The sequence below is a fragment of the Paraniabella hibiscisoli genome, assembly GCF_022512515.1.
Lineage (GTDB): Bacteria > Bacteroidota > Bacteroidia > Chitinophagales > Chitinophagaceae > Niabella > Niabella hibiscisoli.
On the sequence record NZ_JAKWBK010000001.1, the window covers coordinates 2,204,511 to 2,218,885 of the forward strand.

The following is a 14,375-nucleotide window of genomic DNA, read 5'->3' on the forward strand; positions in this document are numbered from 1 at the left end:
TGACATTTCTATACAATTTAAGATTTCATGAATTACAAGTATATACGTGAAGCGGCTTATGAAGCCAATATGCAATTACCTCAATTAGGACTGGTATTATTTACTTTCGGAAACGTAAGCGAAGCAGACAGAAGCCAGGGACTTTTTGCCATTAAGCCAAGTGGTGTAGCGTACAGCGACCTTTCGCCAGAGAAAATGGTGATCGTAGATTTTGATGGTAATACAGTGGAAGGGACTTTAAACCCTTCGTCTGATACCAAAACACATGCAGTTTTGTATAAACAGTGGGAAGGTATTAATGGAATCGTACATACACATTCTACCTATGCTACAGCCTGGGCACAGTCGCAGCGCGATATTCCTATTTTTGGCACTACCCACGCTGATTACAACACGGTCGATATTCCCTGTGCTCCACCAATGAGTGATGAAATGATCAAGGGAAACTATGAGTATGAGACCGGCTTCCAGATCATTAATTGTTTTAAAGAAAAAATCTGGACTATAAAGAGGTGGAGATGGTGCTGGTAGGCAATCATGCTCCTTTTACCTGGGGCAAAAATGCTGCAAAAGCGGTACATAATAGCGCAGTTTTAGAGCAGGTAGCTAAAATGGCTTTACTTACTGAGCAGATCAATCCACAGGCGCCACGCTTAAAACAAGCTTTAATTAATAAGCATTACGAGCGCAAACACGGTCCGGATAGTTACTACGGGCAGGCTGGGTAGTTGACAGTGAATGGATGACAGCTGACGGGATTATTATAGCTGTTATCCTTTCTAAAAAATTGTTGAGAGAAGGTGAAAATGAGTTTAAGGTAACTGCCATCTGTCAACAGCCAACTGTAATCTAAAAGAGGACACTTGCACTACAGTTGAAGAGTGCGACGCCCGTTCGAACGGATTTCATCCGGGCGGGCAATGTTGATGAGTTATATTCATAAGTTGATAACAAAATAAAAAATAGTTTCATGACAGATCTGAAAAAGTTAGAGGTTTGGTTTGCCACGGGTAGCCAGAATCTTTACGGGGAGCAAACATTGATTGAAGTAGCTGAACACTCAAAAGAAATTGCAGACTTTATTAACGCGCATGCGTCAATTCCGGTTACTGTTATTTACAAAGGTACCTTGAAGTCAACTGAGGAAATCTATAATTTCTGTGCTGACGCTAATCACGATGCCAATTGTATCGGTGTCATTACCTGGATGCACACTTTTTCACCTGCTAAAATGTGGATCAATGGTCTGAAGATCTTACACAAGCCATTATTGCATTTCCATACCCAATATAATCGGGATATTCCATGGGGCTCTATCGATATGGACTTTATGAATACCAACCAGTCGGCACATGGCGACAGGGAATTTGGTTTCATGGTAAGCCGCATGCGTAAAAGAAGAAAAGTAGTGGTAGGGCATTGGCGTGATGATAACGCTATTGAGCGTATTGCGGTGTGGACACGTGCAGCAGCAGGCTGGAACGACTGGCAGGGCGCCCGCTTTGTGCGTTTTGGCGACAATATGCGTTATGTTGCAGTAACTGACGGCGATAAAGTAGAAGCTGAATTGCGTTTTGGTTACAGCGTGAACACGCATGGTATTGGCGACCTCGTGAAAGTGATCAATGATGTAACGGATAAACAGGTAGAAGATCTGATCGCAGAATATCATGAGACTTATAATGTAATGGAAAGTCTGCATGCGAGAGGCCCTCAATACCAGTCGCTGGTAGATGCGGCAAGGATTGAGCTGGGACTGCAGCGCTTCCTCGAAGAAGGCAACTTTAAAGGGTATAGCGATACATTTGAAGACTTGTATGGCATGAAACAATTGCCTGGCATTGGCTCCCAGAGAATGATGGCCCGCGGTTACGGTTTTGCGGGTGAAGGCGATTGGAAAACAGCTGCCCTCGTACGTGCCATGAAAGTAATGGGGGCCGGCTTACCCGGCGGTAACTCATTTATGGAGGACTATACCTATCATTTCGACCCTAACAATTCTTTGGTTTTGGGTTCCCATATGCTGGAGATATGTCCAAGCATTGCCAGCGGAAAAGCAAATGTTGAAATACATGCTTTAGGCATTGGTGGTAAAGAAGACCCTGTACGCCTGGTGTTTAATGCACCTGGTGGTCCTGCTTTAAATGCTTCCGTGGTAGATATGGGCAACCGTTTCCGTTTATTGGTAAACGAGGTAGAAGCGGTAGAACCGCAGAACGATCTGCCTAAATTGCCGGTTGCACGCGTGCTTTGGAAACCTTACCCTGATATGAATACCGGTTGTGCTGCATGGATTTTGGCGGGTGGTGCTCACCATACCGGATACTCTCAGAACCTGACATCCGAGCATTTGGAAGATTTTGCTGATATGGCGGGTATTGAGTTTACTTTAATCAGTAAAAACACAGAACTCTATAATTTTAAGAATGAATTGCGCTGGAGCGATGTATATTATCAGTTGAATAAAGCTTAAAAAAAATTGCGTTTTTCGATTGTTTTATTGATTATATTAGCAAACTTTTTAAAAAAATTTTAATTGCTGTCATTATGAGTAATAATTTAGGTACGCTGGACTACATAGTGTTTTTTACCTATTTTGTCCTTGTTTCATCCTATGGTTATTGGGTTTATATGCGTAAGAAAAAGCGACTGTTTCGGCATCGCATGATTATTTTCTTGCAGAAGGCTCGTTAACCTGGTGGGCTATCGGAGCCTCTCTCATCGCTTCCAATATTTCTGCCGAGCAGTTTATCGGGATGAGTGGAGAAGGTTTCTTTGTAGGGGTAGCTGTTGCCGCTTATGAGTGGATTGCGGCGGTAGCGCTTATTATCGTAGCCGTTTGGTTTATTCCTATTTATTTAAAGAATAAGATTTATACGATGCCGCAGTTTCTGGAAACACGGTATAATAAGTCTGTTTCGCTCATAATGGCCGTATTCTGGCTGTTTTTGTATGTAATTGTTAACCTTACTTCCATACTTTACCTGGGTGCATTGGCTATCGACACCTTATTGGGTGGCGGGTACCTGCATGTTATTATGATCGTATTGTTAATAATGGCATTGCTGATTGGCTTAGGAGGTATGAAGGTAATCGGTTATACCGATGTTATACAGGTAGCTGTTTTAATCATAGGTGGCTTTGCTACCGTTTATATGGCGCTTCAGATCGTAGATCAACGAATCAATGGTGCGGCTGTAGGAAGTGCTATAGCCGGATTTAAATCACTAATGAATGAAGCTCCGGGACACTTTAAACTGATGCTGGATAAGCCTACGGTAACTACTACCACTTTGTCAATGCCGGAAAACCTGGATGTGCAGAAGTATGTAGTATTACCTGGTTTGGCCATGTATTTTGCCGGTCAGTGGATCGTAAACCTGAACTATTGGGGATGTAACCAATACATTACACAACGTGCATTAGGCGCTGATTTAAGAACCGCACGTACCGGTATTTTATTTGCAGGTTTCTTGAAACTGTTTATGCCCATTATCGTAATGCTGCCAGGTATTGCTGCTTATGTACTGCATAGTAAAGGACAGTTGCCTGGTTTTGACGGTGTGAAAGATGGTGCTTATTCGGCAATCCTCGGATTTTTACCGGTAGGTTTAAAAGGGTTGGCTGTAGCTGCTTTAACTGCTGCAATTGTAGCTTCTTTAGCAGGTAAAGTAAACAGTATTTCAACCATTTACACTTTGGATATTTATAAAAAATATATCAAGGCAGACGCTACAGAGATTCAAATGGTAAGAACCGGAAGATGGGCCATCATTGTTTCCATGCTAGTAGCTTTAGCGTTTACCTGGACAGATGCATTGGGGATTGGCGGTGAAGGTGGATTTACCTTTATTCAGAAATATACCGGTTTTATCAGCCCGGGCGTATTTGCCATGTTCCTGCTAGGTATGTTCTGGAAACGTACAACGGGTACTGCAGCGCTGGTAGGTGTAGTATTAGGTTTTGTACTAGCCATATTCTTTAACAGCTATGCGGTTGAGCTCTTTGGTAAGGAAACCTGGATGTACACCGCCTTTACTTACGAGAAAATGGAAAAAGGCGTGGTGCATACCATTACAGAAATTCCATTCCTGATCAATATGGGCTGGTCTTTTGTAATTACCATTCTGGTGATGATTGCCATTAGCCTGGCAGGTCCGAAAAACAATCCAAAAGCATTTGCAATAGACAGAAGTATGTTCAAGGTAGATCCAAGAACACTGATACTTATTGTAGTTACGCTTTTATTAATTACAGCTATTTACGTTAGGTTCTGGTAAAATGGCAAAGCAGTATATTTACACCGGTCAGAAGATGCTTCTGGCCGGTTTTTTTGTTGACAGAAGTTCGAGGTATAATTTTTGCGAATACCAGAGCATGGATAATTATGAGGCTTTTGCATCCCATGAACTGCGACAGTGGCAGTACAAAATGATGAAGAATCCCGGACTGCTGGGTAAATTGTCCAAAAAGGCGCAGGATAAGATTAACTCCTTTATACCGGAGAAAGTACATAACGGAATTACTACAGTCATCAAACAAATGATTAGAGGCGTTCTTTTTGGCGCCAAACATACCACGGCAAAGCCACTTCAGGCTGCATCATTATTTGAGCGGGAGCTGGTTGTAAAAGAGAAAATAAAGTTGTACAGAAGTACGGCTGCGTTAGAAGGTGGCGTAACCGGCGCGGGAGGTTTTTTTTAGGCCTGGCTGATTTTCCGATACTCATTGCTATAAAACTAAAATTGCTCTACGAAATAGCAGCGAGCTATGGATTCGATCTGGACGATTATAAGGAACGTATTTATCTGCTGCATATCTTCGAATTATCATTTTCCAGTAGGGAGCATAGCCGGAATGTTTACAAGAAACTGGTTGATTGGGACCGTCAGGTGGCAGGGCTACCAGCAGATATTAACCAGTTTGAGTGGCGCAGGTTTCAGCAGGAATACAGAGACTACATAGACCTGGCTAAAATGGCGCAATTACTTCCCGTTATTGGCGCTCCTGTTGGTCTTATTGCAAACTATAGTTTGATAAAAAAATTGGGAACCACTGCAATGAATGCTTACCGGATGCGATTACTAAAAAGTACCAGTTCGGTTGCTTAACTATCTTATCCCTTTAAATCATATAAATGAAATGTACCTTTATACCCCTCGCCTTAAGTTTTGCTGCCGCAGTTTGCAATGGAACCGACGCTAACGATCATAAAGTTGAAGGCATTGCAGACAGTACAAAAAGACAGGAAGACGCGGTGCAGCATAATAACATCGCTAACGCAGATTCTATCGCAGCAGATAACCATGTACTCCCTATCGATACTGCCGCGTACAACAAAAAAATGCGCTGGATGGCTAATGGCGATAGCTCCGGCAAGTGGCCTGCAAAAGGACCTTATCCGTTAAAGGGAGCTTTGTTGCCTTTTAATCGGGTCGTAGCGTATTATGGTAACCTGTACTCTACCCGGATGGGTATATTGGGGGAATTACCTAAAAAGCAAATGCTGGAGAAGCTAAGGGAAGAGGTTGGCAAGTGGGAGAAAGTAGATCCGGAAACGCCCGTGATACCGGCATTACATTATATAGCCGTTACAGCCCAGGGAGAGCCGGGCTCAGATGGGAAGTATCGTTTGCGTATGCCTTTCAAACAAATAGATACTATTGTTAGCTGGGCTAAAGAAATCAAAGCGCTTACTTTTATCGATGTTCAGGTAGGGTGGAGCAGTTTGGAAGAAGAGCTCCCGAGATTTGAAAAGTATTTTAAGCAGCCCAATTTCCACCTGGGTATTGATCCCGAATTTTCGATGAAAGGCGGCCAGAAGCCGGGAAGTGTAATAGGAAGCTTCAATGCCGATGATATCAATTTTACCATCGATCTGCTGGCGAAGATTGTACGCGAGAACAAATTGCCTCCTAAAATACTGGTAGTGCATCGGTTCACGAGCGATATGGTAGCCGATTACAAATCGATTAAAAAAGTACCTGAAGTGCAGGTGGTAATTGACATGGATGGCTGGGGAGGAAAAGAATTGAAAGCCGGTACCTGGCGTCGGTACATTTACGAGCAACCGGTGCAGTTTGCCGGGATTAAGATTTTTTACAAAAATGATCTTAAAAAGGGCTCCAAAGGGATTTATACGCCGGCTGAGTTAACCAAATTTAAGCCGATACCACTTTATATACAATATCAGTAACTCTATAAGAAATAAAAAAACCGGTAACACTGGTTACCGGTTTTTAAAAGAATGTATACAATTTTTAGTAGTCGCCTAAAGTTTCGGGCAATTGCTCAAGTGCCTTAGCTAATTGCTCATCATTAGGAGCAATACCGTGCCATCCGTGGTCGTTTTCCATAAAATCTACACCCTTACCCATTATGGTATGCATCATAATAGCAATAGGTTTGCCTTGTCCTGAAGCTGCTTTTGCCTTATCCAGCACTGCAACCACATCATCCATGTCGTTTCCTTGCATTTCCAAAACATGCCAGCCGAATGCTTCAAATTTTTCGTGCAGGTTGCCCATATTCAACACTTTTTCAGTAGGGCCGTCAATTTGCTGACCATTCCAGTCTACTGTAGCCACCAGGTTGTCCACCTTATGGTGAGCTGCAAACATTACAGCCTCCCATATCTGGCCTTCGTTCAACTCTCCGTCTCCATGCAAAGAGTAAACTAATTTATCGTCATTGTTCAATTTTTTGGCTAAAGCTGCACCTATTGCAACGCTTAATCCCTGGCCTAACGATCCGCTGGCAACTCTTATGCCTGGTAAATGCTCATGCGTAGCAGGGTGACCCTGAAGACGGCTGTTGATTTTACGGAAAGTAGACAGCTCTTTTGCATCAAAGTATCCTGAACGTGCTAATACTGAGTAAAATACAGGAGATATGTGACCATTGGAAAGGAAGAAAAGATTTTCATTTTTGCCTTCCATATTAAAAAGATGGATCGTGCTCCATCACTTTGAAATAAAGTGCTGTTAAAAAATCGGCACAACCAAGAGAGCCGCCCGGGTGACCACTCTGAGAACCGTGTACCATTCTAACTATATCTCTTCTCACCTGAGAAGCTGTTTCCTGCAAAGTTGCCATCGTTTCAGTTTTTGATGAGGTGCAAAAATGCAGTTTTTTTATAAAAGCCTGAAATATTGTTTAGGCCGCAATAATATAAAAAATGGCCAAAAATTGTTTTTAACCGGAGAATGGCTACTTTTGTGCCACCTTAATCCTTATCGAATGCTCCAAATATTAATAACAGCTATAATTTCGTTTATAGTTGCATTTTTAGCAATTCCTGTGATCATTCTGATCGCAGACAAGAAAAAATTGTTTGATATTCCGGATGAGCGTAAGCTTCACAAGCATACAATCGCCTCTTTAGGCGGTGTGGGGGTTTTCATTGCGCTTACTTTTTCGTCGCTGCTTAATATTTCGTTTCAGGAGAATCCGGAGTTCCAGTATTTCTTTGCGGCTCTTTTTATTATGTTCTTTATTGGCCTGAAAGACGATATCATAGCGTTATCTGCATTCAAGAAATTTATTGTACAGATAATTGCAGCGGCCATCATAATTCACCTAGGTGGAATTCGGATTGACAGCTTATTTGGCATCCTTGGAATAGAAACGCTGGAACCTATGTATGGTATTCCGCTTACTTATATTGTTATAGTATTGCTGGTAAATGCTTTTAATCTTATCGATGGAATTGACGGCCTGGCCGGCGGTTTGGGCCTGATGGTTACTTTGCTGTTAGGAACTTATTTTTACCTGGGTGGGTTACCGGCTTACGCCATATTCTCTTTTTCTTTATCGGCAGCTCTATTAGCATTTCTTATTTTTAATTTTCATCCGGCTAAGATTTTTATGGGTGACTCGGGTTCATTACTAATTGGAATGGTTGCCTCGATCCTTGTACTAAAATTCGTTTCTGTAGCGTCAAACCCTTCGGCTGTTTTGCCCATTACCTCTGCCGCCGCAATTGGCGTATCTATTTTGCTGATACCGTTGGCGGATACCATCAGGGTTTTTGCCATAAGAATATTAAAAGGGCGTTCTCCTTTTTCACCCGATCGAAATCATATACATCATATATTATTAGATAAAGGCCTAAATCACTCGTCCATCGTACTGGTTTGTGTATCTGCCAATATTATCATTATTGGAGCGGTATATTTTGGCCGGTCTATGGGTAATATGGTACTTATGACGTCAGTTTTTGCTTTAACCTTTTTAACTATGGGTGTTTTGTATATTACATTACCTCGCAGAAAACTGGTTCTTCAACGCCAGATCATTTCCAGTTTGAAGGCTAAAAAAGCTAACTCAAAAGTCATTGATCTTTCTACCAAACAGCATATTCCTATCGAAAAAGTACAAGGTTAATTATTCTGTTCCGCGGGTGTCTTAAATTTATTGCATTTTGTTAGCTTTGCCACACTTCAAAATATAATATATGCAAGATCAAATTGATAAGATTGTAGCCGCCGCGGAAGAGAGTATGAAAAAAGCCATTTCGCATTTGGAAGCTGAATTAGTGAAAATTCGCGCAGGCAAAGCCACCCCACAGATAGTTGACGGCATCATGGTTGATTATTATGGATCATCTGTACCTATTGGTCAGGTAGGAAATATTACCGTAATGGATGCCCGTACACTCAACATTCAGCCCTGGGAAAAAATATGCTGCAACCTATAGAAAGAGCCATCATTGCGGCAAATATTGGTATCAATCCCCAGAATGACGGTATAAATATTCGCTTGTTTTTGCCCCCATTAACGGAAGAGAGAAGAAAAGAGCTGGTGAAAAGGAGCCAGGGAGAAGGCGAAAACTCAAAAGTAGGGGTGAGAAGCGGCAGGAGAGACGCTATAGAAGCGATTAAAAAATTACAAAAAGATGGACTGAGCGAAGATGCATCAAAAGATGCCGAAGCCAGTGTGCAGCAACTTACAGATAGTTATATAGCTTTCGTTGAAAAGCATTTAGTTGCAAAAGAAAAAGAAATCATGTCCATTTAATAAAGTGCCAACAATGAGCAATTACAATCTTTCCGAAATTAGTACCAGGGCTCCGGAACATTTTAAAAAAGAAGATTGTAAAAAAGAAACCCAGTTAATTTTGGAGGAGCTGGATGAACTCCAAAACCTGTTATATGCCGGGGGCAAACACGCCGTACTCATTATATTGCAGGGAATGGATGCCAGCGGTAAAGACGGAGCTATTAAAAATGTGTTCGGTCGCATGAATCCGCAGGGCGTGCAGGTAACATCATTTAAAGTTCCTACTGAGGAAGAGCTGGCCCACGATTTTTTGTGGCGTATTCATAAAAATGTACCCGCGAAAGGTCATATAAAGGTTTTTAATCGTTCTCACTATGAAGATGTATTGGTAACCCGTGTACATGGCTGGTGCAACGATAAATTGGCCAGACAACGTTTTGATGCCATCAACAACTTCGAAAAACTGTTACAAGAGCATGGTGGTACCCACATTTTAAAGTTCTACCTGCATGTTTCTGCCGAAGAACAGGCTGAAAGATTGAAAGAAAGAATGAGTAACCCAGCCAAAATGTGGAAGTATAATGAGAACGATTTTAAGGAAGCGGCCCTGAGAGATCAATATTACAAATACTATAAGGAATGTTTTGTAAATTGTAGCCAGCCCCAATGGCAGATTATACCTGCAGATCAGAATTGGTATAAGGAGTATTGCCTGGCAAAAGCTTTAAAAGAGCATTTGGAAAAGCTGAAGATGAAATATCCTGTTTTGCCACCGAAAAACTAAAGGGAAGCAAAAGCACTGGAAGGTGGCGCTAAATTTGTTTATGTAAATCAAAATTTTAACTATGGGATTTTTAAAAGAATTTAGAGATTTTGCCGTTAAAGGTAATGTTGTAGACCTCGCTGTAGCGGTGGTAATTGGAGGTGCATTCGGCAAAATTGTTACTTCATTGGTTGAGGACATTATTACTCGGCTATATTGACACCGGCATTGGAGAAGGCCAATTTAAAGAATCTCAGTGAGTTGACATTTCCGGGAACTGCCATTAAATATGGGAACTTCCTGTCCCAGATCATATCCTTTATCATAATCGCGTTTGCACTGTTTTTGATTGTAAAGGCGGTTAATAGCTTTAAACGCAAAGAGCAGGCCGCAGCACCTGCGGGTCCCTCTTCAACAGATCAGCTGTTAATAGAAATCCGGGACGAATTGAAAAAAGGCCTTAATTGGCAGTTTAAAATATTAATTTCGTGAAGTCCTGCTTTTACGGCAGGACTTTATTATTCCCCAATAAAAAGACACAGTGACAAATTCCACCTACCAAATAAAGCTTTCTCAATTCGAAGGTCCTTTCGACCTTTTACTGTTCTTTATTGAGCGTGACGAGCTGGATATCTATAATATTCCCATTACTCAGATAACCAATGATTTTCTCGACTATATCCACAACCAGGATGCATTGAATATTGAGTTGTCCAGTGAGTTTATTCTGTTTGTATCTACATTAATGCGTATTAAAGCAAAAATGCTGATACCACGTAAGGAGCTGGATGCACAGGGAAATGAAATTGATCCGCGCGAAGAATTAGTAAGTAAATTACTGGAGTATAAGAAATTTAAAGAGGCGGCAGCTTTAATGGCGGAGAAGGAAGCCCTTAGAATGTTGATGATTAAAAGAGGAAACATTCAAAAAGAGCTTTCGCATGTGGGCGAAGAAGCAGGAGAGGGGACCGAAATACAAGCACTGTCTTTATTTAAACTTATGAAAGCCTTTGAAAAGGCTATGCAGAAGTATAGCGATCGGGTTAACACGCCGGTGCACACGGTGGTTCAATATAGCTATACTATGGAAACCAGCCGCGGACAGGTTATCAATTTAGCTCAGAGGGAGAAAAATGTGTCGTTTGAGAAGCTATTTGCGGTAGCAGAAAATCGTGTTCAGGCCATTTTTATGTTTCTTTCGGTACTCGAATTGGTACAGCAAAACTTTCTGAAGATCATGATTGGAGAAGGGATGAATAATTTTATTCTTGAATTTGTGGAGCCTGAAGACCGGGATCCGGATATTGAAGTGAGCGATATTTCTTCTTTTGATTAAGAGGAATAATTCTTGCTTATAAAACGCAATTGTCTCTAAACATCATAAAATAATAAAATAACAACAAATGAAACGCTTCGCAACTGCCAATTGGCAAGGATCAGGTAAAGAGGGTAAAGGAACCAATTCTACCCAATCAGGCGTATTGAACAACGCTCAATATTCTTTTAAAACACGTTTTGAAGATGGAAACCCGGGAACAAATCCCGAAGAACTGGTGGCTGCGGCCCATTCAGGCTGCTTTACCATGAAGCTGAGTTTTGTATTGAACGAAGCCGGATTTACCGCCGATAATATCGACACTAAATGCACGATCGATTTCCAGGACGGCGCTATTGTGGGAAGTCATTTAGACATTACTGCAACAATTCCAGGAATTGATGATGCGCAGTTTCAGGCCGCAGTAAAAAATGCTGAAGAAAACTGCCCGATCAGCAAATTGTTGAATACAAAAATTACTTCAACAGCTACTCTGGCTTAGTCTGATTGTACATAATGTATAGAAAAATCCCCGTCAATCATTTTGAACGGGGGATTTTGTTGATATATAAATGTTTGATTGCCTAAATTTTGAAGCCCAAGGTCAACAATACTCTTGAGTTGTTGTTTTTAATTTGTGCCGGGAAAAAATCATTGGTAGTTAAGCGATAAGGGAACAATACATCTTTTCCGAAGCTGTGTACATAACCCAGGTCGATGAAGAACCCTCTGTTACGGTATCCTAAACCACCGGTACCCTGCAGCAATTCGCCTTTTTCGCCTGCAATATTTTTGTAAGGGTTACCATAATAAGCACCACCAAAACGAACAGCAATGGTATTGAATTTCAGTTCAGCACCCAGTCTCGCGTTAACGGCACCTTTATAAGCATTATCTATAGCATTATTTAAAGGCGTGAAATAGTCATTATTGGCGCCCCGATCGTCTCTTGTTGTGCGGAAGTTAGATGCCATATAATTTACATACTCCACATCACCCGATACAAAACCCTTCTGGCTGCTTACATCGTTCACATTACCAAACAGCAATGAAAAGCTACCCATGAATTTGTAAGGCGTATTCAGGTTATAATCATAAATCAACTCGTTGCTGGTATTTTGTTTGTCAATATCATCCAGATTAGCACCAGCTGTAGCTATATAGCTATCACTTAAAGAATAAAAAGTAGGGGAGTGCGCTGCAAAACCCAATCTTAAATTCTCAGTTGCTTTAAAAACAACACCAGCCTTTACGTTAATACCAACACCTTTTGTGATGAGATCGTCATCAAACCATGCTGCATCAAAACCGTTGCGGTTGTTCCGGGGTCCTGCTCTGTATATTGCCTGGTAGCACCATATCTCAGCATCGGAATACCAATAGTACCACCCAGGTAAACCCTGTCATTTAAGTTGGCAGCACCCGCAATAGCTAATTCAGTAATACCACCATTAGTAGTAATCACCTGTCTTTGTTCCAAACCACTTGCTCTTGCCAGATCTACAGCGGTGGACGAAAGGTCTATGTTACCGCCATTGGGAGTTTCCTTAATCCACCCCGACTTAACTGCAAGGTCTGAACCATATTCATTTGTTCCATTGTTGGCAACGATGTCGTCTATAAAATAGTCGGCCATAGAAGTACGGCTTAGCTGGCCACCTTTATTGGAATAAACAACACGATTATTAAAATCAGCTAATCTGTTGATGGCAATTCCAAAGGCTGAGCTTTTAAGTGAGCCTCCGCCATAGGAAGGTTTACCCAAGACAAAACCTGTTGTTCCAAGGAAGCCCGAGCCTTTATTTTCTTTTTGAGATACTCCTAGGTAAGTACTGCTGTTGTTTAAAAAGTTACCACCGCCGGATATAACAAAGTCTCCGGTTTTATAAAACCCGATGTTAGCGGGGTTGGAGAAAATAGTTGAAATCTCTCCACCTATAGCACCATTCGCATTACCTATAGCCTGAGAACGCGCAGTACCGGAAGCTTGTAACCAGGAATACCTTAAGGCATCCTCTGGTGTTTGTGCCTGGGAAACGCTATATGCAGATACCAGCATTACAGCCAGAAAAACTTTTTCATGTATAAAATTTAATAGGTTTAAAGTAGTAATAATAATCAACACACACTTAAGCGGCTATACTAAAATCTTCTGCCGCTTCCGCCGCCGCCGCCAGTGCTTCCACCTCCGCCGCCACCGCCAGAACTACCGCTGCTTGATGGAGCAGAATAAGACGGTGATGAAGAAGGTTGCGAATAGCTTGGACGACTATCATTACTCCTGGATGGTGGTGAGTAGGTATCCCGGCTATAGGTTTGTCCCTGGTTGTAAGAACGATTATAGCTTCCTGTATTAGCCGAACGGCCATAAGAACCTGAGTTGCTGGTATTGGTACTTACGCTGGCATTGCTTCTTACACCATAAGTGCTTCTGTAAGTGCCACCGGTTGGATTAATATATCCGGGTGTAGTTCGTCCGCTACCGCCAGTACCAACGCTCATATTTCCACGCCCTCCATAGCTACCCAGGTTGCTATTGGTTCTCGGACCATAATCAGCCCTCCGGCCTATGGCTACACCACCGCCATACCAGCCGCCGCCCCAGCCCCAGCCGGATCCATACCAGCCATTGTACCAGGGGTCGTACCAGCCGCCCCAGCCGCCGCCCCAACCAAATCCACCGCCCCAGCCAGCATACCAGGGACTATTCCAGCCCCAGCCACCCCAGCCGCCGCCCCAGCCAAATCCACCACCCCAGCCCCAGCCGGAGTACCAGGGGTTATACCACATATTCCAGTAGCTAACGGGGCTCCATGGGTTATTCCAATACCAGGGGTCATTCCAATAAGCCCAATTATTATAATAGCTGAAATTATAGCGGTCGCCATAGTACCAGTCATTCAGATCATTCCAACGGTTACGGTTGCGCACTTTCATCCGCAGGTAGCGGTCGTCATAGTCTTCATACTCCTCGTCTGCATCATCATAAGTACGATACCTTCTTTCATCGGTTTTTTTAATTTTTGCATACTCTTCCTGGGTAGGAGCGGGCGAACTATACACGTCGTCAGGTGTTTGCCCGGTTCGGTAGGCAGTAGAACAGCTGGCTAGCGCCACCATTATACCTACGAGAAACAGTAGGGTTGTAGATTTTATTTTCATTTTGGCCATTTATATATATTTAATAATTGTTTTAGTTGGGCTTAAAATTTACATTTGCGATCCCTAAAATAGCAATTTGTAAAAATAACACATTATCCCCTAATTGTTGTGACGCTGAAACGTGATAAAAGGATG

Annotated in this window: 16 protein-coding genes and 2 pseudogenes; 13 read left to right on the top strand and 5 right to left on the bottom strand. The window is 42.2% G+C overall.

The window, feature by feature from the left end; translation table 11 throughout:
* Window positions 1-27: 27 nt before the first annotated feature.
* From MKP07_RS13990 to MKP07_RS14010, 6 genes and pseudogenes are all read left to right on the top strand, one after another.
* Window positions 28-531 carry a class II aldolase/adducin family protein gene (locus tag MKP07_RS13990; protein WP_317235815.1) on the top strand — a complete coding sequence of 168 codons (504 nt, stop codon included), beginning with the start codon at window positions 28-30 and terminating at the stop codon, window positions 529-531.
* Window positions 519-728: a class II aldolase/adducin family protein gene (locus tag MKP07_RS41160; protein WP_317235816.1), complete on the top strand. Its 210-nt coding sequence runs from the start codon at window positions 519-521 to the stop codon at window positions 726-728. Before MKP07_RS13990 ends, MKP07_RS41160 begins: the two co-directional genes overlap by 13 nt.
* A gap of 242 nt (window positions 729-970) precedes the next feature.
* Complete coding sequence (gene araA / locus MKP07_RS13995; RefSeq protein ID WP_240847750.1) at window positions 971-2,473, top strand: L-arabinose isomerase; 1,503 nt, start codon at window positions 971-973, stop codon at window positions 2,471-2,473.
* Between the two features lie 247 nt (window positions 2,474-2,720).
* Complete coding sequence (locus MKP07_RS14000) at window positions 2,721-4,280, top strand: sodium:solute symporter family transporter (protein WP_317236013.1); 1,560 nt, start codon at window positions 2,721-2,723, stop codon at window positions 4,278-4,280.
* A 154-nt stretch (window positions 4,281-4,434) separates the two neighbouring features.
* Window positions 4,435-5,111, top strand: a pseudogene (locus MKP07_RS14005) (EcsC family protein).
* A 26-nt stretch (window positions 5,112-5,137) separates the two neighbouring features.
* Window positions 5,138-6,196 carry a hypothetical protein gene (locus tag MKP07_RS14010; protein WP_240847751.1) on the top strand — a complete coding sequence of 353 codons (1,059 nt, stop codon included), beginning with the start codon at window positions 5,138-5,140 and terminating at the stop codon, window positions 6,194-6,196.
* A gap of 64 nt (window positions 6,197-6,260) precedes the next feature.
* Here MKP07_RS14010 and MKP07_RS14015 read toward each other — a convergent pair whose 3' ends face one another.
* Both MKP07_RS14015 and MKP07_RS43760 read right to left on the bottom strand, forming a co-directional pair.
* Window positions 6,261-6,938 carry a transketolase gene (locus tag MKP07_RS14015; RefSeq protein WP_240847752.1) on the bottom strand — a complete coding sequence of 226 codons (678 nt, stop codon included), beginning with the start codon at window positions 6,936-6,938 and terminating at the stop codon, window positions 6,261-6,263.
* A 1-nt stretch (window position 6,939) separates the two neighbouring features.
* Window positions 6,940-7,095 carry a hypothetical protein gene (locus MKP07_RS43760; RefSeq protein ID WP_240847753.1) on the bottom strand — a complete coding sequence of 52 codons (156 nt, stop codon included), beginning with the start codon at window positions 7,093-7,095 and terminating at the stop codon, window positions 6,940-6,942.
* Between the two features lie 204 nt (window positions 7,096-7,299).
* Here MKP07_RS43760 and MKP07_RS14025 point away from each other — a divergent pair, with 204 nt between their 5' ends.
* The 7 genes and pseudogenes from MKP07_RS14025 to MKP07_RS14050 all read left to right on the top strand — a co-directional run bounded on the left by MKP07_RS14025 (window position 7,300) and on the right by MKP07_RS14050 (window position 11,580).
* Window positions 7,300-8,385 carry an MraY family glycosyltransferase gene (locus MKP07_RS14025; RefSeq protein WP_240847754.1) on the top strand — a complete coding sequence of 362 codons (1,086 nt, stop codon included), beginning with the start codon at window positions 7,300-7,302 and terminating at the stop codon, window positions 8,383-8,385.
* 115 nt (window positions 8,386-8,500) lie between these two features.
* Window positions 8,501-9,018: pseudogene (gene frr / locus MKP07_RS14030) on the top strand (ribosome recycling factor).
* A gap of 13 nt (window positions 9,019-9,031) precedes the next feature.
* Window positions 9,032-9,784, top strand: a complete 753-nt coding sequence (locus MKP07_RS14035; protein ID WP_240847755.1) for a PPK2 family polyphosphate kinase — start codon at window positions 9,032-9,034, stop codon at window positions 9,782-9,784.
* Window positions 9,785-9,845: 61 nt separating this feature from the next.
* Window positions 9,846-9,983, top strand: a complete 138-nt coding sequence (locus MKP07_RS38510) for a large conductance mechanosensitive channel protein MscL (protein ID WP_262919296.1) — start codon at window positions 9,846-9,848, stop codon at window positions 9,981-9,983.
* Window positions 9,980-10,255 (top strand): MscL family protein, encoded by a 276-nt coding sequence (locus MKP07_RS14040; RefSeq protein ID WP_262919297.1) that lies wholly within the window; start codon window positions 9,980-9,982, stop codon window positions 10,253-10,255. The genes MKP07_RS38510 and MKP07_RS14040 overlap by 4 nt, the downstream gene beginning before the upstream one ends.
* 49 nt (window positions 10,256-10,304) lie before the next feature.
* Window positions 10,305-11,099, top strand: a complete 795-nt coding sequence (locus MKP07_RS14045) for a segregation and condensation protein A (protein ID WP_240847756.1) — start codon at window positions 10,305-10,307, stop codon at window positions 11,097-11,099.
* Window positions 11,100-11,166: 67 nt separating this feature from the next.
* A complete protein-coding gene (locus MKP07_RS14050; protein WP_240847757.1) occupies window positions 11,167-11,580 on the top strand; it encodes an OsmC family protein in 414 nt (137 codons plus the stop codon).
* An 82-nt stretch (window positions 11,581-11,662) separates the two neighbouring features.
* On the opposite strand, the gene MKP07_RS14055 is transcribed toward MKP07_RS14050, so the two are convergent.
* The 3 genes from MKP07_RS14055 to MKP07_RS14065 form a co-directional block, all read right to left on the bottom strand.
* Window positions 11,663-12,289, bottom strand: a complete 627-nt coding sequence (locus MKP07_RS14055) for a hypothetical protein (protein WP_240847758.1) — start codon at window positions 12,287-12,289, stop codon at window positions 11,663-11,665.
* A gap of 38 nt (window positions 12,290-12,327) precedes the next feature.
* Window positions 12,328-13,137, bottom strand: a complete 810-nt coding sequence (locus tag MKP07_RS14060) for a hypothetical protein (RefSeq protein ID WP_240847759.1) — start codon at window positions 13,135-13,137, stop codon at window positions 12,328-12,330.
* A gap of 83 nt (window positions 13,138-13,220) precedes the next feature.
* The gene (locus MKP07_RS14065) at window positions 13,221-14,240 is read right to left on the bottom strand and encodes a hypothetical protein (protein ID WP_240847760.1); all 1,020 of its coding nucleotides are present in this window, start codon (window positions 14,238-14,240) and stop codon (window positions 13,221-13,223) included.
* Window positions 14,241-14,375: the final 135 nt, after the last annotated feature.

Coding starts and splice junctions, on each gene's coding strand:
- araA (WP_240847750.1), top strand. CDS start 971: ATGACAGATCTGAAAAAGTTAGAGGTTTGGTTTGCCACGGGTAGCCAG.
- MKP07_RS13990 (WP_317235815.1), top strand. CDS start 28: ATGAATTACAAGTATATACGTGAAGCGGCTTATGAAGCCAATATGCAA.
- MKP07_RS14065 (WP_240847760.1), bottom strand. CDS start 14,240: ATGAAAATAAAATCTACAACCCTACTGTTTCTCGTAGGTATAATGGTG.
- MKP07_RS14010 (WP_240847751.1), top strand. CDS start 5,138: ATGAAATGTACCTTTATACCCCTCGCCTTAAGTTTTGCTGCCGCAGTT.
- MKP07_RS14060 (WP_240847759.1), bottom strand. CDS start 13,137: ATGCTGGTATCTGCATATAGCGTTTCCCAGGCACAAACACCAGAGGAT.
- MKP07_RS14035 (WP_240847755.1), top strand. CDS start 9,032: ATGAGCAATTACAATCTTTCCGAAATTAGTACCAGGGCTCCGGAACAT.
- MKP07_RS14050 (WP_240847757.1), top strand. CDS start 11,167: ATGAAACGCTTCGCAACTGCCAATTGGCAAGGATCAGGTAAAGAGGGT.
- MKP07_RS41160 (WP_317235816.1), top strand. CDS start 519: ATGGTGCTGGTAGGCAATCATGCTCCTTTTACCTGGGGCAAAAATGCT.
- MKP07_RS38510 (WP_262919296.1), top strand. CDS start 9,846: ATGGGATTTTTAAAAGAATTTAGAGATTTTGCCGTTAAAGGTAATGTT.
- MKP07_RS43760 (WP_240847753.1), bottom strand. CDS start 7,095: ATGGCAACTTTGCAGGAAACAGCTTCTCAGGTGAGAAGAGATATAGTT.
- MKP07_RS14015 (WP_240847752.1), bottom strand. CDS start 6,938: ATGGAAGGCAAAAATGAAAATCTTTTCTTCCTTTCCAATGGTCACATA.